Below are 25,107 nucleotides of genomic sequence, written 5' to 3'. Positions count from 1 at the left end.
ACTACATCCGTTCATCGCCGTGATGTTGCCTGGTAGCAACCCGTCCGCCAACGGCGTGTTACCTACCCTCCCGACACGGGACCTAACGGCCCACGCCGCGACCACCTACGCTGCAACCATGGCCCAGCTGCGGATCGCCCTCGCCCAGGTGGACACGACCGTCGGGGACCTCGCCGGTAACGCCGACCTGGTCAGCACCTGGACGAAACGGGCCGTCGCCGACGGCGCTCATCTGATCGCCTTCGGTGAACTCACGTTGACCGGCTATCCGCCGGAGGACCTCGTCCTGCGCCGCTMCTTCGTCGCCGCGAGCCAGCGGGCGCTGGTAGCTCTGGCCCGCCGGCTGGCCGAGGAGGGGTGTGGCGAGATCGCCGTCGTCGTCGGCTACCTCGACGCATCCGCGCAACCCGCGCCGAATGTGGGACGCCCGGCCGGTGAACCGCAGAACGCCGCCGCGGTGCTCTGGGGCGGCGAGGTCGTCGCACGTTACGCCAAGCATCACCTGCCGAACTACGGCGTCTTCGACGAGTTCCGCTACTTCGTGCCCGGCATGGCCTTTCCGGTGCTGCGGCTGCACGGGATCGACGTGGGCCTGACGATCTGCGAGGACCTGTGGCAGCAGGGCGGGCCGATCACCGTGGCCCGCCGGTCCGGGGTCGGCCTCGTCCTGTGCATCAACGGCTCCCCTTACGAGCAGGGGAAGTCCTTCCAGCGCGACGCCCTGTGTGCCGGGCGCGCCCGGGAGGCCGCGGCCGCCCTGGCCTACGTCAACCTTGTCGGCGGGCAGGACGAGCTGGTCTTCGACGGGGACTCCCTCGTCGTCGACGCCGCGGGGGAACTCGTCGCGCGGGCGCCGGTCTTCAGCGAGGCGCTGCTGATCACCGACCTGGACCTGCCCGCGGCCGGTTCCGGCCCGGCGCGGGCGGTGTCCGGGGCCGTTGACGCCGGGGCCGTTGACGCCGGGGCCGTTGACGCCGAGGACGGCACGACGATGACGGTGACGCGCACGGTACTGGCCGCCGAGCCGCTGGCACCGTTCGCCCCCCTGCCGCCGGTCGTCGCCGACCGCCCCGAGCCCGCCGGGGAGCTGTACACCGCGCTGGTCACCGCCACCCGCGACTACATCCGTAAGAACGGCTTCTCCTCGGTGGCGCTCGGGCTGTCCGGCGGTATCGACTCCGCGCTCGTCGCGACCATCGCGGTCGACGCGATCGGCGCCGACGCCGTCCACACTGTCGCCCTGCCCTCGGGCTACTCGTCGGGGCATTCGGTGACCGACGCCGCCGAACTCGCCCGCCGCCAGGGCACGCGGCACGCCGTGGTGCCCATCGAGCCGATCGCCGCCGCGTTCCGCGCCGCCGCCGCCGCCCTCGGCGGGTTRCACGGCCTCGCGGACGAGAACCTGCAGGCCCGGGTACGCGGAACGCTGCTCATGGCGTTGTCGAACCAGCATGGGCACCTGATCCTCACCACCGGCAACAAAAGCGAGCTGGCAACGGGGTTCTCCACCCTCTACGGAGACAGCGCCGGCGGCTACGCCCCCATCAAGGACGTCTCGAAGACCCGCGTCTGGGGGCTGGCGCGCTGGCGCAACGCCGCCGCGGAGAAGCGTGGCGAGGTGCCACCCATTCCCGAGGAGATCATCGTCAAGGCGCCGTCCGCCGAGCTCGCCCCGGGTCAGCTCGACTCCGACCGGCTGCCCGACTACGGCATCCTCGATCCCGTCCTGGACGACTACGTCAGCCACGACCGGGGCCGGGCCGAGCTGATCGCGGCCGGGCACGATCCGGCCGTGGTGGACAAGGTGATCCGGCTCGTCGACCTCGCCGAGTACAAGCGCCGCCAGAACCCGCCCGGGCCGAAGGTGACCTCCAAGGCGTTCGGCCGCGACCGCCGACTGCCGATCACCTCCCGCTGGCGCGAGAACCCGCCGGCCTGACCAGCCGCGCGGGCCGGGGCCAGCCGCGCGGCTCAGACCTGGCGGCGGCGCTCCACCGCGTCGAGGATCTCCGCGACGGCCTCGTCCACCGGCACGCCATTACGCTGCGTCCCGTCTCGAAAACGGAACGACACCGCACCCTGGGCGACATCGRAATCTCCGGCCAGCAGCATGAACGGCACCTTCTGCTTCTGCGCCGTACGGATCTTCTTCTGCATCCGGTCGTCGGAGGAGTCGACCTCCACCCGAAGGCCGTGTGCGGCGAGCCGCCGGGCGACCTCGTCCAGGTACGGCACGTGCTCGTCGGTGATCGGGATGCCGACCACCTGCACCGGCGCGAGCCACGGCGGCAGTGCCCCGGCATAGTGCTCCAGCAGGATGGCGAAGAACCGCTCGATGGTGCCGAACAACGCCCGATGGATCATGAACGGCCGCTGCCGGGTCCCGTCCGCGGCCTGGTACTCCAGGCCGAAGCGCCGCGGCAGCTGGAAGTCCACCTGGATGGTGGACAGCTGCCAGGTCCGGCCGATGGCGTCACGGGCCTGCACGGAGATCTTCGGCCCGTAGAAGGCACCGCCGCCCGGGTCCATCACCAGTTCCAGGTCCTGCTTCTGCGCGGCCTCCCGCAGCAGTTCGGTGGCCTGCGCCCACTCCTCGTCGGTGCCGACGGCCTTGCCCGCCGGCCGGGTCGACAGCTCCAGGTAGAAGTCGGTCAGCCCGAAGTCGCGCAGCAGCCCGAGCACGAACGTCAGCACGCTGTCGAGCTCGGTGGGTAGCTGCTCGCGGGCGCAGAACAGGTGCGCGTCGTCCTGGGTGAGCCCGCGCACCCGGGTCAGGCCATGGACCACGCCGGACTTCTCGTAGCGGTAGACCGTGCCGAACTCGAACAGCCGCAGCGGCAGCTCCCGGTACGACCGGCCCCGCGACCGGAAGATCAGGATATGCATCGGGCAGTTCATCGGCTTGAGGTAGTAGTCGGTGCCGCCGTCGAGCTGCATGGGCGGGTACATGCCCTCGGCGAACCAGTCCAGRTGCCCGGAGATCTGGTAGAGCTCCGACTTGGTGATGTGCGGGGTGTTGACGAACGAGTACCCGGCCTCGATGTGCCGGCGCCGCGAGTAGTCCTCCATCGCGGTGCGGATCGCGCCGCCCCTGGGGTGGAAGACCGCCAGCCCCGGGCCGATCTCGGTCGGGAACGAGAACAGGTCAAGCTCCGCGCCGAGCTTGCGGTGATCGCGCTTCTCGGCCTCGGCCAGCCTGGTCTGGTAGGCCTTGAGCGCGTCGCGCGACTCCCACGCGGTGCCGTAGATGCGCTGCAGCTGCGGGTTCTTCTCGCTCCCCCGCCAGTAGGCCGCGGCGGAACGCAGGATCGCGAAGGCCGGGATGGCCCGGGTGGTGGGCACGTGCGGCCCGCGGCAGAGGTCCTTCCARCACAGCTCGCCGGTCTTCGCGTCGAGGTTGTCGTAGATGGTCAGCTCGCCCGCCCCGACCTCGACACTCGCCTCGGCGTCGTCGGCCGCCGTGTCACTCGACTTCAGCCCGATCAACTCGATCTTGTACGGTTCGTCAGCGAGCTCCGCGCGGGCCTCGGGCTCGGTGACGACCCGCCGGGAGAAGCGCTGGCCGGCCCTGATGATCGCCTGCGCCCTCTTCTCGATGGCCCTGAGGTCGTCCGGGGTGAACGGGGACTCGACGTCGAAGTCGTAGTAGAAACCGTCGTCGATGGGCGGCCCGATGCCCAGGCGTGCCTTCGGGAAGAGCTCCTGGACCGCCTGGGCGACGACGTGCGCGGTGGAGTGCCGGACGATCGCCCGCCCGGCCGGCGAGTCGATCATGATCGGCTCGACGACGACCCCGTCGGCGAGAACATGAGCGAGATCACGCTGCTGACCGTCAACCAGAGCCGCGATCACGTTCCGGTCGTCGGCGAACAGCTCGGCGGYCGTCGTCCCGGTCGGCACCACCCGCGGATCGCTGCGCTGGGCGTGCTGAACGGTAACGCGGACGTCGGACACCGAATCTCTCCTGTTGCGCTGGGAACACGGATGCGGGGATCGCGTCGCCGGTGCGTCGCCGGCCGGCAGGCGGCCCCGCGGCGGGCCTTCCTGGCCCGTTCGCGATGCTACTCGCGGACGCATGGTGCCCCCGGCGAGCGGGATGCTCAGCGTGACGGGTGCGGCTCAGCGTGACGAGCGTGGCTCAGCGTCACGCGGGCGCCTCCGCCGTCGGCCGCGCACCCTGCCGGCAGCGGATGCCACCGAGGATGGTGTCGACGATCTTCGCGATCCGCGTTCCGCTCACCTCGCAGTCACCACTCATGTACTGCCGATAGGCGACCGGCCCGACCAGCATGTCGACGACGAGGTCGACGTCGACGTCCGCGGCGAGTTCCCCCGATTCGATGCCGCGCCGGAGCATGGCGGCCGCTTTCTCCCGCGACGGCTCGATCACCTTCTGCGAGTAGGTGGCGAACAACTCCGGGTGCGTGCTCCGCTCGGCGACGAGCTTCGGCATGATCCGCCCGGACAACGACTGGAGGTTGTGCCGGCGCAGCGCGTTCAGCCAGGCCACCAGGTCGTCGCGCAGGGAGCCGGTCTCGACCGCGTCGAGGCTGTCGGCCAGGGTGTCCAACGCGTCCCCGATCAGGGCGTCCTTCGTTGGCCACYGGCGATAGACCGTCGCCTTGCCGACCCCGGCGCTGGTCGCCACCGCCTCCATCGACAGGCTCGCGAAGCCGACCGTCGCGAGCTCGTGCAGCGCGGCATCGATGATCGCCTCATCGCAGCGGGTGTCCCTCGGACGACCGGGAGCGCGGGAGACGCGGACCCCGGAGGGCACCCGGTCGGACGGTCGCCGAGGATGCGCAGCGCGCACGTCCCGGGTGGCCATCAGGCGGGACACCGGCCTGATCCCCCGCCCGCTCCGTCGCCGCCGTGCCGATGCATCCGCATGGAAAGGCCACCCGCCACCTTGATCGCGCCGCACGTTCTCGCCGCACTTCAAGATCAGCATACGTCCCAGCCGGTCAAGACGCATCCGTTTGCCATGGCAGCGGCGTGGCGTGCGTCGCGTTCCACCCCGATCGGGCCACGGTCCACCACGAAACCACCGCCCGAACGCCCCAGCCCGAACAGCCACCTCGGGGCTGGGTGGATCTGCTCCACCACGGGCTCTCCGCGTGGCGGCCGTTGGTGGCAGCATGAGGGGGACGCCGGGACGCCCAGCGCCCGGACGGACGTACAGGAGCGCTCATGGATGCTTCAGACACACCCACCCACCCGGCGCCCCACCCGGCGGACCCGGCGGCGACGCCCTACGGCGCGCCGACCACGCCGCCGCGGCCACTCCGGTCCCGTTTCACAGTGCGCGACGTCGCCGCGGCGAAGAACCGGGGCGAGAAGTGGTCGATGCTGACCGCGTACGACGCCACCACCGCCGCCGTCTTCGACGAGGCGGAGATCCCCGTCCTGCTGGTCGGGGACTCGGCCGCCAACGTCGTCTACGGCTACGACACGACCGTGCCGATCACCGTCGATGAGCTGCTGCCGCTGGTCCGGGCGGTGGTCCGCGGAGCACCGCACGCGATGGTCGTCGCCGATCTGCCCTTCGGGTCGTACCAGGGGGGGCCTGCCGAGGCACTGGCGAGCGCTACCCGCTTCCTCAAGGAGGGCGGGGCGCACGCGGTGAAACTCGAGGGCGGTTCCCGGGTGGTCCGGGCGGTGGACGCCCTGGTCGGCGCCGGCATCCCCGTTATCGGGCATCTGGGGCTGACCCCGCAGAGCATCCACACCATCGGGGGCTACCGGGTCCAGGGCCGCGACGAGGCCGGCGAGATCCTGCTGGCCGACGCGCTGGCGCTCGAGGCGGCCGGCGCGTTCGCGGTCGTGCTCGAGGTGGTTCCCGCCGATCTGGCCACCCGGGTGACGAAGGAGTTGCGCATCGCCACCGTGGGTATCGGAGCCGGCTCGGGATGCGATGCCCAGGTGCTGGTCTGGCAGGACATGGCCGGGCTGAGCGGCGGCCGCACGCCACGGTTCGTCAAGCGGTACGCGGATCTGCGCACGATTCTCGCGGACGCCGCCCGAGCCTACCGCGCGGACGTCCGGGACGGCAGGTACCCGACGATCGAGCACAGCTACTGATCAGTCACCCGGCCGGCGGTGCCGGCGGCGCTGTCACCCCGGTCCATCGCCGGTCCGGGCCAGCGCCGCCGCGAGCACGGACCACGCATCGACCAGGGACGGGCCGTACCAGGTCAGCAGGCGGCCGGACACGCAGACCGCGGGCGCGCTGAAGGTCTCGGGCCCGTCCGACGGGCTGAAGGGGTACGGCTCGTCGGGCAGGACCACCAGGTCATGGGGCGGGACGGCCGCGGGATCGATCCGAGGGTAGCGGTCCGGCGAGTCCGCCAGCACGTTGTCGACCCCCAGTCGGCGCAGCACGTCGCCGGTGAAGGTGTCCCGGCCGACCGCCATCCACGGCCGGCGCCAGATCGGCACCAACGCCCGCCGTCGCGGTCCGGCGGCCGGCACGGCCCAGGCCTGCCGGGCGACGTCGAGCCAGCCGGGACGAGCCAACCCGCAGGCCAGGCGCAGCATCCGGTCCAGGCTCACCAGAGCCTGATCGACCGTGGTGGGGGCGGTGACCCACACGGCGAACCCGGCCCGGCGCAGCGCGGCGAGGTCGGGTTCCCTGTTCTCCTCGGCGTTCGCGCAGACCAGGTCCGGGGCCAGGGAGACGATGGTGTCGAGGTCGGGGTTCTTCGTCCCCCGGACCCGAGCGACGGCCAGCCCCGCGGGATGGCTGCACCAGTCGGTGGCACCCACCAGCAGACCGGGCGCGGTGACGGCGATCGACTCGGTGAGGCTGGGAACGAGCGAGACGATCCGTTCCACCCGCGCCGGAACCGCCACCGGGTGGCCCAGGTCGTCCCGGGGGGCCGTCCCCGCCTCTCCTTCCCGCCCATTCGCCACCGCGGCCACATCCAAACGGGCCACATCCAAACGTGCCACGTCCGGACGTAGCCCGTCCGGACGCCGCTCAGACATCGGTGACCCGCAGGCCGGCGTGTGACTTGTACCGGCGATTGACCGAGATCAGGTTCGCGGTCAACGCCTCGACCTGACCGGCGTTGCGCAACGCGCCGGCGTAGATGCCCCGCATGCCGGGAATGCGCTCGGCGAGCGCGGCCACCAGATCGGTGGYGGCCCGATCGTCGCCGAGGACCAGGACGTCCGTGTCGATCTTCGTGACCGCGTCATCGGCCAGCAGCACCGCGGAGACGTGGTGGAAGGCCGCCACGATGGTGCTGTCCGGCAGGACGGCGGCCGCCTGCTGCGCGGCGCTGCCCTCGGGCACCGCGAGCGCGAAGGCACCCCCCTTGTCGAAGCCGAGGGGGTTGACGCAGTCGATCACGATCTTCCCGGCCAATGGCTCCCGCAGGGCGGCCAGGGTCTGGCGATGGCCCTCCCAGGGAACCGCGATGATGACGACATCGGCGCGCTCGGCGACCGTGGCGTTGCCCGCGCCCTCGATGCGCAGGCCGGGGCGCGCGAGCGCGGCCGCGGCCTGCTGGCCGCGTTCGGTCGAGCGGGACCCGATCAGTACGAGATGGCCGGCGGCGGCGAACCGCAGGCCGAGGCCCCCGCCCTGCGGACCCGAGCCGCCGAGGATACCGATGGTCAGCGCGGGGACGTCCGGCCGGACGCGGTCAGTCGAAGCCACCCTGCCATCCTGCCCGATCCGGGCTTTGGCCGCCCGGCTGCGTGACACCCGTGAAAGCGTTCCCAGAACGGTGGGAACCAACCCGTTCACCCTCCGACATGACGATGCATGACAAGTACACCCCCTTGCGGACAGCTCCTTGCAATGAGGGACTATGCAGAGACAACGGGACAGCTACGTGCCCGATTTTTCCGAGCTCGCCCCCCGCGGGGAGATCCGGATCGACCGGGTCCATACACGTCGCCACCGGCAGAGGAGCAGCCCACGTGACTGACAGCWACAGCTCTTGGACCGCGACACTTGGTGAGCGAGTAGACACGAAAAGCGAAACCGCCGGTACTTCCAGGAACCCCGCGCGCGCATTGGTCTCAGATGGGCCGTACCGTTCCGTTTCACACACATCGAGMAGATCTTCGGAGTCAGGCGAGAGAGGTCGAGCAATGGCGGACGTGTCGGTTCGCTTCGCGATGACAAACGACAGCGAAGTGGTGCTGAACCTGTCGCTGYCGCAGGCACTGCGCCTGATGGAAGCGATCGCCCGCAAGGTGGGCGAAACCCTGGCCGAGCGCAGCACGCAGACGGTCGGCGGTGTCGGCGGTGTTCCCGCCTCGGCCCCTTCCAACGGGATGCCCAGCCTGGGGCCGTACACCCCATCCTGAGCATCCACGTGCCGCGCCGGTCCACCTGTCCCCACGCGACGGCATCGCGCCACTTGGCGCGTTCTCACGGGGACAGTCCCGGGTGGACATCYGCCCGGGACACCGACCATCGCTCAGAACCGGGGCGGTGCCCCGGCGAAACTCACGGGTCCGTCATGCACGGGCCCGTCACGCACCGGTCCGTCCGCGGGCCCCAGGTCCGGGAGTGGTGACCGATCGAGCCCAGGGCCGCGCCCAAGGCGCGTGGATGCGAGGCCGCGTACACCTCGCGAAGCCGGTCCACCGTCACCAGGGTGTAGATCTGGGTGGTACTGACCGAGGCGTGTCCCAGCAGCTCCTGCACCACCCGGACGTCGGCGCCGCCGTCGAGCAGGTGGGTGGCGAAGGAATGGCGCAGCACATGGGGTGAGACCCCCTCCACACCGGCCGCGAGCGCCGCCGTACGCAGCACCGACCACGCGCTCTGCCGGGACAGGCGATTACCGCGGCGGGACAGGAAGACCGCGGGCCCCGAGCGGGGGGCGACCAGCGTCGGCCGCCCCACCCGCAGGTAGTCGGCCACCGCGGCGATGGCGTACCGACCGAGCGGGACGATCCGGTCACGTCCGCCCTTGCCATGCAGGCGCACGGAGGCGGCCTCCAGATCGAGATCGTCGACGTCGAGACCGACGGCCTCCGAGATCCGGGCCCCGGTGCCGTAGAGAAGCTCCAGCAACGCGGTCGCTCGCAGACGACGGACGGCCTCGGCCGGTTCCACCGGCTGCGGTCTCCCGGACGGCGGCGGGGATCCCGGCGGGGGCGCACCCGCGGCCGCGGCGAGGACGGCCACCACCTGGTCGATGCTCAGGGCCTTCGGTAGCCGCCGGGGAGGCGTCGGCGGTCGAACCGGCCGGGACACGTCCTCGGGGACGTCACCCTCGTCGGCCGCGAAGCGGTGCAGCGACCGGACGGCGACCAGCATCCTCGCGACCGACGCCGCGGCAAGCGGCGGGTGCGTGTCGTCACCGGTGCGCAGCACGGCGGCGAATCCGGCAACCTCCGCCTCACCGACCGCGTCCAACGAGGGCAGACCGCATGCGGAGAGATGATCACAATAGCGGCGCAGGTCGCGACGGTAGGCGAGTACCGAGTTGCGCGCGAGTCCGCGTTCGCCCTCCAGATGGTGGAGATAGCGCTCGATGACGCCGGCAGGCGTGCCACGCAGCTGGGACAGCTGGGACCCGGCTCGATGATCCGCAGGCCGGGGCGGGTCGTCCGGGCCAGCCAGGTCGTCCGGGCCAGCCAGGTCGTCCGGCCCAGCCAGGTCGTCCGGGCCGGGCCGAGGTGCCGACGGACGATGATCCAAGGACCCGCCGACGCCGGATGCCGAGGCCGCGGGGGGGCGCAGCCGGAATACCCGGTCGCCGTCGGTGACTCCCATCATCGAACTGATAGTAGGACCTGCCCCCCGTTCTCCGTTGGTGCCTATCCACATACCGCGTTTCCGCGGCTATCCTGGCGACTTGTGCGGGCGGGCAACGGGTCGTCACGGTACGCCGCACGGCTGGGGGTCGTCATCGCCATGCTCGTCATCCTCACGGGCGCGGGCTGCGGCGGCGACCAGCACGAGCCGTCCGGGGCCGCGATCCCGGCCCGCCCCGGTTCCCAGAACCGGGGCACGGCCGTCTCCGGCGGCCCTTCCGTCTCCGGTTCGGCCCCCGGTTCGGTCGATGACACGCCCGCAGCCGCCACCCGCACGGTCGAGGGCTACTTTCACGAGATCAACGAGGCCGCGCGGGCCGGTCGGGTCGCGGTTATCGCGCCGACGGCGCTCGGTGGCTGCCAGCCCTGCGCCCTCGACGTCGGGGTGACCCGCTCGCTCCAGCAGCGGGGGCTGCGCGCGGACGGGCCGGCCTATCAGCTGAGCGACGTGCTCGCCCGGCCGCGGGTCGGGCTCGTCACCGAGGTGGACTTCACCGTGCGGACCCGGGCGGTGGGGCTGCTGGACCCGGCGGGCCGGCGGGTCTCCGACGCCCCGGCCGTGCCGACCCGGGTCGGCACGGCCGAGCTGTCGCTCACCGACCACGGCTGGCGTATCCAGACCCTGCGCTACGCCCCGGCCCAGGCATGACCACCGGCCCGGGGACGACCGGCCCGCACGCGACCACCGCCGCCCGCACGACCACCGCCGCCCGCACGACCACCGCCGCCCGCACGACCACCGCCGCCCGCACGACCACCGCCGCCCGGCGCCGCACGATCCCGCGCCCGGCGCTGATCGCGGTCGGCGCGCTGCTACTGGTCGGCCTGACCGGCCTCGCCGGCGGCGCGACGCCCGCCGCCGCGGCGCCCGGACGCACCGTCCCGGTGCCCTGCGTCGGCGCGCTGTGGGGTACCTGTGACACTCGGGCCACGGACAACGGCTACCAGTACCGCTACCACGACGGAGCGCTGGAGCGCGTCGGGATCCCGACCGGCTCGGGGGCCCGGCGGAGCGCGGCCTGCGGCCAGGACTGTCCGGACGACCCGGCGGCCGTCTGTGACCTGCTGACCGCGGTCGGGCCGGATCCGGCGATGGACGCGCAGGCGCGGGCCCAGTACGACCAGGCGGTGGCGGGCTGCTTCAACTACCTGCTGCCCGCCGGCGCGGTGCCGATCGCCCAGGTGCAGGCCGCGCTCGCCAACTACCTGCGCGAGAGACTCCTGCCGAAGCCGTCCATCGTCATTGCGCCGTCCGGCCGCAGCTTCGCGAACCTGGCCACGATCCTCTACACCCCGGTGCCCGACTCGTTCACGTTCAACGTCGACCAGCCGGTCGTGGCGACCATCAGTGCCGTTCCCCACTATCACTGGGAGTTCGGCGACGGCGAGACCGGCCCGGACGCTCCCGGCCGGCCCTACGACCCGGCGATCTCACCGCGCGATCATCCCGAGGCCTACGTGGCGCACGGCTACGCCCGGCCGGGCCGGTACCAGGTGACCCTCGCGGTGACCTGGGATGGCACGTTCACYGTTCCCGGGGTCGCGCAGGCGTTCCCGATCGCCGCGGTGACCCTCGCCGCCGCGGCGGGCCTCGTCGTCGACGAGGCCGCCGGCGTGCTGGTCCACAACGACTGACGCCACCGCGGGACCGACGCCACCGCGGAGAAACGGGGGCCGCGGCGCGGCGGTGGCTCAGCCGCGGTGGGCGGGACGAGCGGGCCAGGGTGCGTCGGGTGGGCGCAGACCGGCGTAGTTCTCGGCGCGTGCCCGGGCCGTGGCCAGCAGCCCGATGACCGCCATCGCGTTGGTGATCTCACCGCGCAGGACCCGTTCGACGGCGTCGGTGAAGTCGATGCGGGCGAGACCCATCTCGGCCTCCTCGTGCACCGGCACGTACCGCTCGGCGGCCGGGATCTCGWGCAGCCCGCGGGCCAGGAAGAGGCGGTAGGCCTCGTCGGTCATCCCTGGCGAGGCCCACACGTCAACCAGCAGATCGTAGCGGTCGGCGCGCAGCCCGGCCTCCTCGGCCAGCTCCCGCGCGGCGGCCGAGGACGCCGGCTCGCCCGGCACGTCGAGAATGCCGGCGGGCAGCTCCCACAGCGGACCACCGACGGGATGACGGTACTGATGGACCATCACCACCCGATCGGCCTCGTCGAGGGCGACCACCCCCACGGCGCCGGGATGCACCACCACATCACGCTGCGAGATGTCGCCATCCGGCATCCGCACCTGATCGCGGCGGACGGAGATGACCCTCCCCTGGTAGGCCAGGGTGCTCTCGGTGACCTCGTACCGGTGCGGGGTCGCCGTCACGGGGACACCAGCGCGGCGGTGCCGTTGGAGCTGACGCTCGGCCGGGACGCGCTCGCGCCCCGGCGGATACTCCCGCCGGATCGACCAGCCGTGACGCCGCGGGTCTGCGCGGCGCCGTTCTCCGGGACGCCGTTCTCCGGGGTGGGGGCGTCCTCGCTCGGCAGGTCCACCGGCAGCATCCCGCGGCGGCGGTCCGCATGCGCGACCGCCGCGGCGACGAGACCCCGGAACAACGGATGGGCCCGGGTCGGCCGGGACCGGAACTCCGGATGTGCCTGGGTGCCGACGTAGTACGGATGCACATCGGCGGGCAGTTCGACCACCTCGACCAGGCGGCCGTCCGGTGACGTCCCGGAGAAGACCAGCCCGGCGGCGGCCAGCCGGTGCCGATAGTCGTTGTTCACCTCGTACCGGTGCYGGTGGCGCTCGGCGACCTCGGCGGCGCCGTATTCACGCTGGGCGAGCGTGCCGGGCGCCAGCACGCACGAGTACAGGCCCAGTCTCATCGTGCCGCCCATGTCCCGGGTGCCGGCCACCACCTCGTGCTGGTCGGCCATCGTGGAGATCACCGGGTGGGGGGTCTCGGGGGCGAACTCGGTGGAGTTCGCCGCCTCCAGGCCGGCGAGACTGCGGGCCGCCTCGATGACCATGCACTGCAGGCCGAGGCAGATACCGAGGGTCGGAATGCCGTTCTCGCGGGCGTGCCGCAGCGCGGTGAGCTTGCCCTCGATGCCCCGCACCCCGAAACCACCGGGAACGATGACCCCGTCGATCCCGTCGAGCAGGGTGGCCGTCGCATCCGGGGAAGAGCACTCGTCCGAGGTGACCCACCGCAGGTCCACCCGGGTGTCGGTGGCGAAGGCGCCGGCGCGCAGGGCCTCGGTCACCGAGAGGTAGGCGTCGGGGAGATCCACGTACTTGCCGACGATCGCGATCGTCGCCGTGTTGGCCGGGTGGTGCACCCGCCGCAGCAACGTGTCCCACTCYGTCCAGTCGACGTCGCGGAAGGACAGCCCGAGCCGACGCACCACGTAGGCGTCGAGGCCCTCGCGGTGCAGCACCCGGKGGATGTCGTAGATGGAACTCGCGTCCGGCGCCCCGACGACGGCCTCGTCATCGACGTCGCACATCATCGCGATCTTCTTCTTGAGCGAATCGGGCAGCGGCCGGTCGGACCGGCAGACCACGGCGTCGGGCTGCAGGCCGATGCTGCGCAACGCCGCGACCGAATGCTGGGTCGGCTTGGTCTTCAACTCTCCGGAGGGGGCGAGGTAGGGGACCAGGCTCACGTGCACCGTCAGGGCGTTGTCCCGACCGACCTCGTGGCGTACCTGAYGGATCGCCTCCAGGTAGGGCAGCGATTCGATGTCCCCGACGGTCCCGCCGACCTCAGTGATCACCACGTCGACGGAGTCATCGGCCAGCCGCCGGATCCGGTCCTTGATTTCGTCGGTGATGTGCGKGACGACCTGGACGGTCTGGCCCAGATAGCCGCCGCGGCGTTCCCTGGCGATGACGGCCGAGTAGACCTGACCCGTCGTCACGTTGGCGCTGCCGTCGAGGCTGACGTCGAGGAACCGCTCGTAGTGGCCGATGTCGAGGTCGGTCTCGGCCCCGTCGTCGGTCACGAACACCTCACCGTGCTGAAACGGGTTCATCGTTCCCGGGTCCACGTTGAGGTAGGGGTCGAGCTTCTGCATCGTGACACGAAGTCCACGAGCCTTGAGTAGTCGACCAAGGCTCGACGCGGTCAGTCCCTTGCCGAGACTGGACGCAACCCCGCCGGTGACGAAGATGTGTTTGGTGATATGCGCCTGACCCACCCGAAGCTCCCGTGGTTACGCCGCCGGTCCGGCCCCGGCGCCTCCACGGGACTTCACGGTAACAGCTCCCCCGCGCGACGCCTCCAGCGCAATGCGGGGACTCTGCCATAAGGGTGAGTCATGGCCCTCGGTTATCACCTTCGGTGACTGCCTGGACCACCGCAGGATGTCCGACCTCCCGACCGCGGTGGCACTACGGCAGCGCCTTGTCGGCCTCCGCGGCGGCGAGCAGCTCCTCGGCGTGCCCACGGGCCAGCGGGCTCTCCTCCTGGCCGGCGAGCATCCGGGAGAGCTCCCGCACCCGGCCGGCGTCGTCGAGCGTGACGATCCCGCTACGGGTGACCGATCCGTCGTCGGCCTTGTGGACCACCAGATGACGGTCCGCGAAGGCGGCGACCTGCGGCAGATGAGTGATACAGATCACCTGATGGGTGCGGGCGAGGCGGGCGAGGCGCCGGCCGATCTCCACCGCGGCCCGGCCGCCGACCCCGGCGTCCACTTCGTCGAAGACCATGGTCGAACCGGTGTCGGCGGCGGCGAGGACGACCTCGATCGCGAGCATGACCCGGGACAGCTCACCGCCCGACGCGCCTTTCTGGACCGGCCGCGGCGGCGCCCCGGGATGCGGTATCAGCCGCAGCTCCACGTCGTCGACGCCGAACGGTCCGAACGCGACGACCCGCAGGCCGACCGGCAGACCGGCTGGATCGTCGCGCTGCGACACGGCGGCCTCCACCCGGGCCCGGGGCATCGCGAGCCCGGCGAGCTCGGCGGCGACCGCCGCACCGAACCGGGCCGCCGCCTTGGTCCGGGCCTCGCTGACCTCCTCGGCGAGCCGGGCCAGCTCGGCGGTCAGRCTGTCCCGCCGGGCGGTGAGCGCCTCGACGCTGTCCCCGGCGCCGTCGAGTTCCAGCAACCGGCGCCCGGCCTGGTCCGCCCAGGCCAGCACGCCGTCAATGCCGGTGCCGTGCGCCCGGGTCAGGCTGGTGAGGGCGGCCTTGCGCGCCTGGGCGTCGGCGAGGCGCACCGGGTCGGCATCGATGCCCTCCGCGTAGGAGGCGAGGTCCGCGGCGACGTCGGTGAGCAGCATCCCCACCTCCGTGAGCCGCGTGCCGAGGGCAGCGAGCTCGGCGTCAAGGGCGGACTCGCCGGCGATGACCCGCTGGGCCGCGGCCACCAGATCGACCGCACCGGGCTCGTCCGACCCGGTGGCCGGATCGCTCATCAGCGCGGCGTGCGCGGTCCGCGCCGCCCGCACCAGGGTCTCCGCGTGCTCCAGCTTGGTCAGCTCGGCGTCGAGGGTGACGTCCTCACCGGGGCTGGGGGCGATCCGTTCCACCTCGTCCAGGCCGATGCGCAGCAGCTCCGCCTCCTGCTCGCGTTCACGCACCCGGTCGGTGATCTCGGCGAGCTGCCGACTGACCCGGGTCAGCTCCCGGTACACACCGCCGTAGCGGGCCAACGGCCCGGCGACGGCGGAACCGGCGAACCGGTCCAACGCGTCACGCTGGGTGGACGGCTTGAGCAGGCGCTGCGCCTCGGACTGGCCGTGCACGGCGATCAGCTCCTCGGCGATCTCGGCGAGGACACTCGCCGGAACCGAGCGGCCCGCGACCTGCGCCCGGGACCGGCCCTCCGCGGTCAGGGTCCGACCGACGACGAGGACGGCGCCCCCCGGATCCTCGTCGAGGTCGCCGCCGACTTCGCGGACCCGGGCCGCGACAGCCGACTCGGCACCGATGACGAGCCGACCCTCGACAAAGGCGCGATCGACCCCGGGCCGGACCAGACCGTAATCCGCCCGCCCGCCGGTGAGCAGTCCCAGCCCCTGGACAATCATGGTCTTGCCGGCTCCGGTCTCGCCACTCACCACGGTGAGGCCGGGAGCGAGGTCGAGGGCGGCATCGTCGATGACCCCGAGGCCGCGGATGCGAATCTCCTCKAGCACGCCCCGAACTCTAGCGTCACCAGGACGGAGGCCGATATCGCAGAGGCGGAAGATCCGACATCGCTGTCCCCGCGTCGCGGCGAAGCCCCCCGACAATCACCCCAGGAAGCTCGCCGAAGGCGAGCTGACGGAAACCCCGAACGGCGCCCAGGGCCAGGGGTCCCCGCGTCGCGGCGAAGCCCCCCGACAATCACCCCAGGAAGCTCGCCGAAGGCGAGCTGACGGAAACCCCGAACGGCGCCCAGGGCCAGGGGTCCCCGCGTCGCGGCGAAGCCGCTACGCGGGGGAGGCACGCTGGTTGCGTCCCCGCCAACCTTCCACCGGAAGGCCGAACTTGGCAACAAGACGATCAGTGAACGGCAGCGGGTGCACCACGGCGAGCCGCACCGGTCGGCGGCCGCGGACCACCTCGACCCGCGACTCGGGGGGCACCTCGACGGACCGCCGGCCGTCACAGTAGAGGACCGCGGGCACCGGCGGCAGGATCTCCACGGCGACCGCGGAGGTCGGCGCCAGCACGAGCGGCCGGGCGAACAGCGCGTGCGCGCTGATCGGGGCGACCAGCAGGGCCTCGACGCCCGGCCACATCACCGGACCACCGACCGAGAAGGCGTAGGCGGTGGATCCGGTGGGCGTCGAACAGATCACCCCGTCGCAGCCCCACCGGGACAGCGGACGCCCGTCAATCTCCAACACGCATTCCAGCATCCGAGCGCGCTCGGCCTTCTCCAGGGACATCTCGTTGAGCGCCCAGCCGGTATAGGTGACCTCGCCACGCCGCCGGACCGTGACGTCTACCGTCATGCGTTCCTCGACCGTGTAGTCCTTGCGGACGACGTGCTCGATGGTGGATTCCAGCGCGTCGGGTTCGGCCTCGGCGAGGAACCCGACATGCCCGAGGTTCACGCCCAGCAGCGGGGCGTCAGCGGTGCGGGCCAGCTCCGCGCCGCGCAGCAGGCTGCCGTCGCCGCCGAGGACCAGCACCAGTTCCACCCYGACGGCCGCGTCGGCGTCGTGCGGCACGCTGTTGGCGGCGGTCAGGTCGAGCATCTCCGCCTCGTCCCGCAGCACCCGCGGCGACACCCCGGCGGCGGCCAGGCCCTCGATGACCCGATGGGCGCTCTCCCGGACCACCGAGCGGCGGGGATGGGTGACGACGAGGATCTCCCGCGTCATGCCCGGCGCCCCGGTCCCGCGGGGCCGGCGGCGATCGCCCCGGCCAGGACGTCCGCGTCGAGCGGTGGGGCCCCGGCGGCCAGCCACAGCAGGTACTCGACGTTGCCCGCCGGGCCGGGCAGCGGACTCGCCGTGACGCCACGCACGCCGAGATCCAGCATGGCCRCGGACGCCGCCACGTCGTGGACCGCCTCGGCGTGCAATGCGGTGTCACGCACCACCCCGCCGGGCCCGAGCCGCTCCCGGCCGACCTCGAACTGGGGCTTCACCAGCAGCACGAAATCGGCATCCGGGACCGCGCAGGCGCGCAGCGCGGGCAGCACCAGGGCCAGCGAGATGAACGACAGGTCCCCGACGACCAGGTCGACGCGGTCACCGATCTCGGCGGGCGTCAGGTTCCGGGCGTTGGTACGGTCGAGCACGCGGACCCGGGGGTCGCAGCGCAGCCGCCACAGCAACTGCCCGTAGCCGACGTCCACGGCCACGACGGTCCCCGCCCCGTACCGCAGCAGCACGTCGGTGAAGCCGCCGGTGGAGGCACCGACGTCCAGGCACCGACGACCGGCCACGACCAGCGTGGGGCCGGTCGAACGCGGGATTTCGGCACCCGGCCCCGGTTCCGGCCCCGGTGCGGGGACCCCGAAGGCCTCGAAGGCACCCAGAAGTTTGTGCGCGCCGCGGGAGGCGTAGCCGGGATCGTCCCCCTTCGTCACCGCGATGGAGGTGGATCCGTCGACCACCGTGGCAGCCTTCGTGGCAGGAATGYCGCCGACCAGCACCCGACCCGCGGTGATCGCCGCAACGGCCTGCTCCCGGGACCGGGCGAGACCACGACGGACAAGTTCGCTGTCCAGACGTGTCCGGCGGGACATCGCGACCCCGGAGCGACTCACCGCGCCGGCCGGATCRTGCCCGGCCCGGGCCGCGGCCCTCCCGTGGGACGCGCCCCGCAACGCGCCGGAACGGGCACGCCCGGCCCGGCCGCGCCCCCGACGCCCTTGACCTGGTCAGCACCCTTGACCTGGTCAGCGCTCCCGTCCAGGTCCGCCAGTGCCCCGGCCAACCGGCGGTTTATCTCCTCGAAGACCTCGACATGCGCGGCCGTCGGTAGGACGTCGAGCATGTCCAGCCGGCCGAGGGCGCCGCGAACCTCGGCAGGCAGATTCTCGGTGTTCACGTTGTCAGCCTCCCGCACTCACGGCCGCTGACGCGACGGACCCTGGCGACGTGCGTCATGCGACGAATCTCATGTCCTGTCCACTCCTCGTCCGGCCGGATCCGCCCTCGGCCGGCCCGGGACCTCACCCCGGGTCCGTCAGGACCACCGGAGATCGGCTCGCAACCGGTGTAAACTCGCCCACCACGCGGGTCGTCCCGCCCGGAACACCTACTCTCACGCTAGTGTCCCGGCACGCCGGGCCGAGAGGGGCGCAGGTCGAACAGGCCGACCGGAACACCTACTCTCACGCTAGTGTCCCGGCACGCCGGGCCGAGAGGGGCGCAGGTCGAACAGGCCGAGAGGAGGACCGGCCGGGATGGCCGACAGGTCGCAGTGCGAGGCCGCGCTCCATGCTCTCGCCGCCCGCCTGGATGGGCTCTCCGCCGACGGCCGTCCCCCGCGCGCCCCGGATCGCGTCATCGTCTGTCGTATCCCCGATCTCGGCGCTGTCTTCTCCGGGGAGCTGCGCGACGGCTGCCTGCGGCACATTGGCGAAGGCAGCCGCGACGACGCCCAGATCACCCTGACGCTGGAGAGCGACGACCTGGTGGCGGTCGCCGAGGGAAGGCTTCCCGCGATGACCGCCTGGGCCAGTGGGCGGCTGAAGGTGGACGCGAGCGTGTGGGATCTGCTGCGGGTCCGCTCGCTGCTGTGACGATGCGCCTGTTCACCGACGATGCTCCAAGGCGCCGGGACTCAGGCGAGCGCCACGGGCTCCGGTGCCCGGGGCGCCGGAGCCATCAGGTCCTCGCAACCCGGTGGGCGTCGCGCCGCGATCGCGTGGACGGCGACGCCGCTGTCCAGGGCGGACCAGACCGTGGCGCAGGCGGCCCGCAGCCCGTCCAGCCCGTCGGTGCCGTCCCCGTTCCACGTGTCGTCACCCGACATATCCCGGTCTGACGCATCCCCACCGGAATGACCGCCGCCTGAACGATCGCCATCCGACGCGTCATCGCCCAGCCCGTAGCTTTCACCCGACCAGTGCAGCGTCCCCTCCTCGACCCGGCTGCTCCAGGCGCCGCAACGATAGGCGTGGTTCCCCAGCTCCGGGACGGCCTCCACCGGTGGCGCCGCCCGGAGCAGCCCGCGCAGGTCCGCGGCGAGGAAGTCGGGACGGTGCGGAGCGGGAGCTGCGAGCAGGTCTCCGGGGGTCGTCACCCCGGTGAAGACGAGCAGGGTCGGCGTCGACGTCCGGTGACCGGCCTCGATGTCGGTGTCGAGCCGGTCACCGACGATGAGGGGTATCCGGGCTCCGCTGCGCCGCATCGACTCGCGGTGCATCGCCGACTCGGGCTTGCCGGTCACCACCGGCTCGCGGTCCGTAGCGGCCCGCAGGAAGGCGATGACGGATCCGTTACCAGGCGCGACGCCCCGCTCGGTTGGCACGGTGCGATCGGCGTTGCTGGCGATCCACAGTGCTCCGGCCCGGATGGCATAGGCCGCCTCGGCGAGGCGGGCATAGGTGAGATCCGGGTCGAACCCCTGGACCACCGCCGCCGGATCGTCCTCGGCCGAGTCCACCGGGACCAGGCCCTCCTCCATCACCGCCTGTCGAAGTCCCCGCCCTCCGGTAATGAGCACCCGGGATCCGGTGCCCAGCCGTTCGGCCAGGACGTGCGCCGCTGCCTGCGCCGAGGTGACGACGTCCTCGGTTTGCGCCGGCACGCCGAAGCCGCGCAGGCGGGCGGCGACCTCGGCCGGCGGGCGCAGTGCGTTGTTCGTGACGTACACCGTGCGCATCCCCCGGCGGCCCGCGGCTGCGATGGTGCCGGCCGCGTGTGGCACGGCGGCGGCCCCACGGTTGACGACACCGTCGAGATCCATCAGGGCGACGTCGAACAGGTCGGCCAGCGGCCGGTCCGTCCCGCGCAACGGCCCGGGGAAGCCGCCGGAAGACACGGAGAAACCAGAGGACACAGAGGACACAGAGGAACCGGACAAGCCGCAGGACGACGAAGCGGAGGAGACCGCGGAAGGGCTGACTGACGGAGGGCTGGTTGACGTGGTCTCGTGCGCCGGCGCGGGCACGGCGGCCGGCCGGGTCATGCTCGAGCCAACGCCGCGCGGGCGCCACGCAGCGCGACACCGTAGTGTCGGATGTCGGGACGCATCGCCACGGCCAGCGCCAGATGCTCCACGGCCGCCCGGAGATCACCGATCTTGCGGGCGGACAGCCCGAGGCCGAACTGGGCGTAGTCGTCGGTGGGATGCCGGTCCACGATCCAGGCGAAAGTCTCCCGGGCCGCGCCGTACTGACCGGCGGTGAACTGTGCCCGGGCCAGCGCCTCCCGCACGCTCGGTGAGGCGGGTTCGGCCGCGACGGCGTGGGCCAGCAGCTGCACCGCGGCATTGGCGTCCCCGTGGCCGAGCAGCGCCATCCCCCGGGTGTACCAGTCGTAGACCTCACCCGCCGGTCCCGGCCGGGACCGGTCCGCACTGTCATCCACCCAGGACGTCACATCGGACGGCACCGAGCTGGATCTATCACGTCGTCTGCGGGCGGGCAGCCCACCGGGCGTCTCGTCCGGTACATCCCCCGGAGGGCCGGTCTCCTCGGACATCTTCACCTCCACGACACGGACGATCATCTGTCTCCTCGCCACACCAATCCTGAGCACCGRGCACGGACCTCGCGCCAGGCCACGCGCCGGACCTCGCGCCGGGCCTCGCGCCAGGCCACGCGCCAGGCCACGCGCCAGGCCACGCGCCRGACTCCGCCGCACCGTGGCGCCCTCGATGCGCATCACCGCCTCTCACCCGAGGAACACCGCCAGATCCGGAATCACTCCGTCCGGCTTCGCCAMCRCGGGCGCCAAGCGCCAGGCACATCCTCGAGGTCCGCAGCTCCAGTGTCGCCGCAAAGCCGCCCAACGTACCTCGAGATCCCCATAACGATCAGGTGTGCGCTGTCCACCGTCCCGCCGCTCCGATGGCACGCTCGCACTACGGGAAGGTGGTGAAATGTTCCTCTCGCCCGGTCGGGCCGGCCGGAACACGGGCGGTCAGCAGCGAGGGCACTCCCGGGTCACACCGGGTCCGCACTCTCGGGGCCCTACGATGCGGCTCATGGTTGACGCCGATCGTCCCGTTCCCGCTCCGGCGGGTCTCGTGCTCGCCCCGTTCCGGGCCGCACGATTTCCGTCCTCCGGGCCGGACCTCGCCCCGCTGACCTCCCCGCCCTACGACGTCATCGACGACGCCGAACGGGCGGAGCTCCAAGCGCGCGACGAGCGCAACGTGGTCCGGCTCATCCTCCCCGGGGAGGACTACGACGGGGCCGCCCGCACGCTGCGGGCATGGCTGGACAGCGGAGTGCTGCGTCGCGACGAGAAGGCCTCCGTCTACGTCTACGAGGAGGAGCGGGCCGGCCACGCCCAGCGCGGGCTGATCGGGGCGGTCGCGCTGACCGATCCGGATGCGGGGATCATCCTCCCGCACGAGAACACCATGGCGGGCCCGGTCTCAGACCGGTTGGCGCTGACCCGCGCGACCCGCGCGAACCTGGAACCGATCTTCCTGCTCTACGCCGGCGGCGGCGAGACCAGCCGGGTGGTCTCGATGGTGATCGCCACGACGCCGCTGGTGGAGACGTCCACGGACGACGGGGTGACGCACCGGCTCTGGGCCATCGACGATCCGGCGGTCCTCACCGCCATCGCCGCGGACCTGTTGCCCCGGCGCGCGGTGATCGCGGACGGCCACCATCGGTACGCCACCTACCGCCAGTACCAGGCGGAACGGCACGCCGCCGGGGATGGTTCGGGCCCCTGGGACTTCGGTCTGGCCTTCCTCGTCGACGCGACCGTCTCGGGGCCCCAGGTGCACGCCATCCACCGGGTAGTGCGTGGTCTCGGGCTCACCGAGGCGGTGCGGCGGGCCGCCGAGGTGTTCACCGTGCGTCAGCTCGCCGGGCCCGGCGAGGGTGGTACCGCCGCCGGGGATGCCGGTGGCGTGGGGCCGGCAGGCGCGGACCCGGACGCGCTGGTGGAGGAACTGGCCAAGGCCGGGCAGGGCGGGCACGCGTTCGTGGTCACCAACGGCACCGCGGCCTACCTGCTCACCGAGCCCGACGCCGACCTGCTCACCCGTAGTCTGCCCCCCGAACGGTCGGCGGCCTTCCGTGGACTCGACGTCACCGTCGCTCATCTTGCGTTGATCGTGGACGTCTGGGGGTTGACGGACACGGTGGGCGTGGTCGACTACCACCACGACGCGCCGGCCGCGATCGCCGCGGCGGCTGCGGCRGGAGGTACCGCGCTGCTGCTCAACCCCACCCCGATCGCCGGTGTGACGGCCGTCGCCGAGGCCGGCGAGCGGATGCCGCGCAAGTCGACGTTGTTCACCCCGAAGCCGCGCACCGGACTCGTGCTGCGTCCACTCGACGACTGACCGGCGTACGTAGGACCGGCGTACGTAGGACCGGCGTACACACGGTCCGTCTCCCCGCGGACCCACGGATACCGGGCGGAGTGGTCCTCGGCCGAACGGTCCTACCTCCCGGTCTCCGTCGCCTCGGCCTCGGGAGCAGCCTCGGTGCCGGTGCCGGTGCCATGATCAGTAAGATCATGGCCGGTGATGTCCTGATCGACGTTCGCCTCGGTCCCGGCGTCCGCGTCGGGATCGGCCCGATCCGAGAGCAGGAGATCCGCGCCGTCCTGGGCAGCCTCCTCGTCCTCCTCGGGGAGAGGCCGACCAGTCATGATCAGATACGCACGGGCGTCGGCGTCGGTCTCTCCCTCGTCGATCGCAGCCGTGGAGGTGAACCAGCGTGCGGCCTCCTCTGGACGACCGGCGGCAAGCAGCGCCTCGGCATAGGCGTACCAGAGGCGGGCGGTCCACGGCGCGGGCGGCGTCTTGGCCGTGGCCAGATCCCGCAGCAACACGACGGCGGCCTCCGGCTGACCGAGGTCCCGGCGGGCCCCGGAGACGACGATGAGCATCTCCGCCCGAGCGGCCGGATCAAGCTGGTCGATCTGCGGATCCCGCAGGTAGGCGACGGTACGCTCCGGCCGGCCCAGTCCCCGTTCGCTGTCCGCCATCAGCGGCAGGTTGTGCGCGGAACCGTCCATCCGACGAGCGGCCCGAAGTTCCACCAGGGCCGTCGCGTACTCCCCCGCATGGTAGGCCGCGATACCGACCGCCTCGCGCACCGCGGGCAGGCGCGGCACCCGATCGGCGGCGGCGCGGGCGTGGGCGAGCGCGCGGGCGGGATCGTCGTCGAGCAGCAGGGCGGTCGCGACGAGATGGCGGGCGATCGTGTCGGCGAGCGACGATGGCAGCCCCCGAAGGGACCGGCGCACGTCGTGGTCCAGCAGGTCCGCGCGGGCCTCGTCGGGAAGTGGCGGAGCCGGCACCCGGGCCCGCCGGCTGCCCTGCTCAGTCTGATCAGTCCGGCCAGCCCGGTCGGTTCTGTCAGTCCGGCCAGGCCCGGTCGGACGGCCGCCGCGGGGGCCGCCGCGGGGGCCGCCGCCCCCGGGCCTGGAAGCCTCGGTGAACGGCCGGCCACGGCGCTCGGCGCGAGCGGCGCCGTCGCGGCGGTCCCCTCCACCGCTGGTGTCCCGGGGCCCCCGGGACTCCCGGCCTCGATCGCCGCCGGGCCGCGGGCCGGCCGAGCGCGTACCCGCGGGACGGTCGCCATCGGAACGCCAGACTCTGCCGTGAGTCGGCCGTTCAGGGCCGTCGTGCCGGGGCCGCGGGCCGTCGCTGCCGGCCCGGGCCTGCCCGGGCCGATGGGATACCGAGGAGTCGCGCCCCGGTCTGCCGTGGTCGGGACGGCTACTCGGCCTTCCGGACCGGCCGGTCTCCTCCGCTCCCGGCCGACCCCGACGCTCGCGCCAAGCCGCCTCGGCGGCGACCCGGTTGCGGGCGGAGGCTCCGCTCGCGCCCCGGTCACCGCTCACGCCCCGGTCACCGCGCGGGCCGTCGGCTCGGGAAAAGCGCTCACCGCCAGCCGCCGGAGCACGCCCACCGCCGGTCCCCGTCCCCTCCGGACGCCGAGCCCCACCCGGGCGGCGGTCGACGAACGAGGCGGCCGAGGAGGAAGAGGAAGTGGCGGATCCCGCATCGCCCGCACGCGGCGATGCGCCGTACCGGGCGTTGCCGTACCGGGTGTTGGAGTCCGAACCCCTGGAGCGGTCCGGCCGGCCCTGGCCCTCCGGGCCGCGGCGGAACTGGCCCGCCCCGCCCCGCGTTCCTCCCCGCGCACCGCCCTGCCCGCCGCCGCGCGCACCCTGGCGCGCGCCCTGAGAGGGACCCCCCTGTCCGCGCGACGCGCCGGTCTCGGATCCGCCGCCCCGCCTTACGCCCGGGGCATCGCCACGCACCGGGCGCCCGGCGCGACGTCCCTCTGCCGGCGTGCCACGATCACCTGAAGCGTCCCGATCACGCCGCTGCGGGTGTGGGGACGTGAACGGCGTCGTCCCGCCTCGCTGACTGGATCTGTCTTCCCTCGGCATGACCGGCAACTTCCCTTTCATCCCGCAGGTACCGCGGTTGCGGCTGCGGGTCCCTCGTGATCCGGAGGCGCCCTCAGGCCGCCGGGCTTCCGACGCGGACACCACGGCGCCCGAGATCGTCGGCTGTGCTTCGGATGTTGCGTAGGTACGTCGGTCCGGGTTCACCCGGGTCCACGACGTTCACCCGGGTCCACGATGGTGCGGTGATGCCACAACCCTCAACGATACGACGTCCGGACCGGTGATGACCGGGTCCACCCGGTGACCATGCCGAAAAAGGGCGTGACAAAGGGTGTGGGGCTGTCTCCCTAGGGAGACAGCCCCACACTCGTATACGTCCGGCGGCGTCCTACTCTCCCACACAGTCCCCCATGCAGTACCATCGGC

Annotated in this window: 21 protein-coding genes; 7 read left to right on the top strand and 14 right to left on the bottom strand. The window is 72.4% G+C overall.

Going from position 1 to position 25,107, the window contains the following annotated elements; genetic code table 11:
- Nucleotides 1-118: 118 nt before the first annotated feature.
- Entirely contained in the window at nt 119-1,939 is a 1,821-nt protein-coding gene (locus tag Manayef4_RS12765; protein ID WP_070131739.1) for an NAD+ synthase, read from the top strand.
- A 32-nt stretch (nt 1,940-1,971) separates the two neighbouring features.
- Here the strand turns inward: Manayef4_RS12765 and thrS are convergent, their stop codons facing one another.
- On the bottom strand, nt 1,972-3,954 hold the full coding sequence (gene thrS / locus Manayef4_RS12760) for a threonine--tRNA ligase (protein WP_070131738.1): 1,983 nt from the start codon (nt 3,952-3,954) through the stop codon (nt 1,972-1,974).
- Between the two features lie 190 nt (nt 3,955-4,144).
- On the bottom strand, nt 4,145-4,840 hold the full coding sequence (locus Manayef4_RS12755; RefSeq protein ID WP_254665624.1) for a TetR/AcrR family transcriptional regulator: 696 nt from the start codon (nt 4,838-4,840) through the stop codon (nt 4,145-4,147).
- 350 nt (nt 4,841-5,190) lie between these two features.
- Between Manayef4_RS12755 and panB the strand changes: the two genes are divergently transcribed.
- Nucleotides 5,191-6,081: a 3-methyl-2-oxobutanoate hydroxymethyltransferase gene (panB, locus tag Manayef4_RS12750; protein WP_011437534.1), complete on the top strand. Its 891-nt coding sequence runs from the start codon at nt 5,191-5,193 to the stop codon at nt 6,079-6,081.
- A gap of 33 nt (nt 6,082-6,114) precedes the next feature.
- On the opposite strand, the gene Manayef4_RS12745 is transcribed toward panB, so the two are convergent.
- Nucleotides 6,115-6,912, bottom strand: coding sequence for a helical backbone metal receptor (locus Manayef4_RS12745; protein ID WP_235463130.1), 798 nt, complete (start codon nt 6,910-6,912; stop codon nt 6,115-6,117).
- A 67-nt stretch (nt 6,913-6,979) separates the two neighbouring features.
- Nucleotides 6,980-7,663, bottom strand: a complete 684-nt coding sequence (gene npdG / locus Manayef4_RS12740; RefSeq protein ID WP_070131737.1) for an NADPH-dependent F420 reductase — start codon at nt 7,661-7,663, stop codon at nt 6,980-6,982.
- A gap of 440 nt (nt 7,664-8,103) precedes the next feature.
- Between npdG and Manayef4_RS12735 the strand changes: the two genes are divergently transcribed.
- Nucleotides 8,104-8,322 (top strand): hypothetical protein, encoded by a 219-nt coding sequence (locus Manayef4_RS12735; RefSeq protein ID WP_070131736.1) that lies wholly within the window; start codon nt 8,104-8,106, stop codon nt 8,320-8,322.
- A gap of 142 nt (nt 8,323-8,464) precedes the next feature.
- Here Manayef4_RS12735 and Manayef4_RS12730 read toward each other — a convergent pair whose 3' ends face one another.
- Nucleotides 8,465-9,742 carry a site-specific tyrosine recombinase XerD gene (locus Manayef4_RS12730; RefSeq protein WP_035941971.1) on the bottom strand — a complete coding sequence of 426 codons (1,278 nt, stop codon included), beginning with the start codon at nt 9,740-9,742 and terminating at the stop codon, nt 8,465-8,467.
- Between the two features lie 84 nt (nt 9,743-9,826).
- Here Manayef4_RS12730 and Manayef4_RS12725 point away from each other — a divergent pair, with 84 nt between their 5' ends.
- Together Manayef4_RS12725 and Manayef4_RS12720 are read left to right on the top strand one after the other, a co-directional pair.
- Complete coding sequence (locus Manayef4_RS12725) at nt 9,827-10,432, top strand: hypothetical protein (protein WP_023841795.1); 606 nt, start codon at nt 9,827-9,829, stop codon at nt 10,430-10,432.
- Nucleotides 10,429-11,418, top strand: a complete 990-nt coding sequence (locus Manayef4_RS12720) for a PKD domain-containing protein (protein ID WP_011437540.1) — start codon at nt 10,429-10,431, stop codon at nt 11,416-11,418. Before Manayef4_RS12725 ends, Manayef4_RS12720 begins: the two co-directional genes overlap by 4 nt.
- Nucleotides 11,419-11,475: 57 nt before the next feature.
- Here Manayef4_RS12720 and Manayef4_RS12715 read toward each other — a convergent pair whose 3' ends face one another.
- From Manayef4_RS12715 to Manayef4_RS12690, 6 genes are all read right to left on the bottom strand, one after another.
- On the bottom strand, nt 11,476-12,099 hold the full coding sequence (locus Manayef4_RS12715; RefSeq protein ID WP_070131735.1) for an NUDIX hydrolase: 624 nt from the start codon (nt 12,097-12,099) through the stop codon (nt 11,476-11,478).
- Entirely contained in the window at nt 12,096-13,922 is a 1,827-nt protein-coding gene (locus Manayef4_RS12710; RefSeq protein ID WP_070131734.1) for a CTP synthase, read from the bottom strand. Before Manayef4_RS12710 ends, Manayef4_RS12715 begins: the two co-directional genes overlap by 4 nt.
- A gap of 193 nt (nt 13,923-14,115) precedes the next feature.
- Nucleotides 14,116-15,870: a DNA repair protein RecN gene (gene recN / locus Manayef4_RS12705; RefSeq protein ID WP_011437543.1), complete on the bottom strand. Its 1,755-nt coding sequence runs from the start codon at nt 15,868-15,870 to the stop codon at nt 14,116-14,118.
- Between the two features lie 276 nt (nt 15,871-16,146).
- On the bottom strand, nt 16,147-17,046 hold the full coding sequence (locus tag Manayef4_RS12700) for an NAD kinase (RefSeq protein WP_070131733.1): 900 nt from the start codon (nt 17,044-17,046) through the stop codon (nt 16,147-16,149).
- Nucleotides 17,043-17,918: a TlyA family RNA methyltransferase gene (locus Manayef4_RS12695; protein ID WP_070131745.1), complete on the bottom strand. Its 876-nt coding sequence runs from the start codon at nt 17,916-17,918 to the stop codon at nt 17,043-17,045. The genes Manayef4_RS12700 and Manayef4_RS12695 overlap by 4 nt, the downstream gene beginning before the upstream one ends.
- A gap of 17 nt (nt 17,919-17,935) precedes the next feature.
- Nucleotides 17,936-18,223, bottom strand: a complete 288-nt coding sequence (locus Manayef4_RS12690) for a hypothetical protein (protein WP_070131744.1) — start codon at nt 18,221-18,223, stop codon at nt 17,936-17,938.
- Between the two features lie 358 nt (nt 18,224-18,581).
- On the opposite strand from Manayef4_RS12690, the gene Manayef4_RS12685 reads away from it, so the two are divergent.
- On the top strand, nt 18,582-18,920 hold the full coding sequence (locus Manayef4_RS12685; protein WP_011437547.1) for an alkyl sulfatase C-terminal domain-containing protein: 339 nt from the start codon (nt 18,582-18,584) through the stop codon (nt 18,918-18,920).
- A 41-nt stretch (nt 18,921-18,961) separates the two neighbouring features.
- Here the strand turns inward: Manayef4_RS12685 and Manayef4_RS12680 are convergent, their stop codons facing one another.
- Nucleotides 18,962-20,311: an HAD-IIA family hydrolase gene (locus tag Manayef4_RS12680; protein WP_023842157.1), complete on the bottom strand. Its 1,350-nt coding sequence runs from the start codon at nt 20,309-20,311 to the stop codon at nt 18,962-18,964.
- Nucleotides 20,308-20,826, bottom strand: coding sequence for a tetratricopeptide repeat protein (locus Manayef4_RS12675; protein ID WP_308726852.1), 519 nt, complete (start codon nt 20,824-20,826; stop codon nt 20,308-20,310). Before Manayef4_RS12675 ends, Manayef4_RS12680 begins: the two co-directional genes overlap by 4 nt.
- A gap of 496 nt (nt 20,827-21,322) precedes the next feature.
- On the opposite strand from Manayef4_RS12675, the gene Manayef4_RS12670 reads away from it, so the two are divergent.
- Entirely contained in the window at nt 21,323-22,654 is a 1,332-nt protein-coding gene (locus tag Manayef4_RS12670) for a DUF1015 domain-containing protein (RefSeq protein ID WP_011437550.1), read from the top strand.
- Between the two features lie 101 nt (nt 22,655-22,755).
- On the opposite strand, the gene Manayef4_RS12665 is transcribed toward Manayef4_RS12670, so the two are convergent.
- Nucleotides 22,756-23,619 (bottom strand): tetratricopeptide repeat protein, encoded by an 864-nt coding sequence (locus Manayef4_RS12665; protein WP_023842160.1) that lies wholly within the window; start codon nt 23,617-23,619, stop codon nt 22,756-22,758.
- Nucleotides 23,620-25,107 lie beyond the last annotated feature (1,488 nt).

The sequence above is a fragment of the Frankia sp. CgMI4 genome (genome assembly GCF_001756285.1).
Taxonomy (GTDB): domain Bacteria; phylum Actinomycetota; class Actinomycetes; order Frankiales; family Frankiaceae; genus Frankia; species Frankia casuarinae.
The sequence above is the reverse complement of the archived record's forward strand: the minus strand, read 5'-3'. Positions and strand labels throughout refer to the sequence as shown.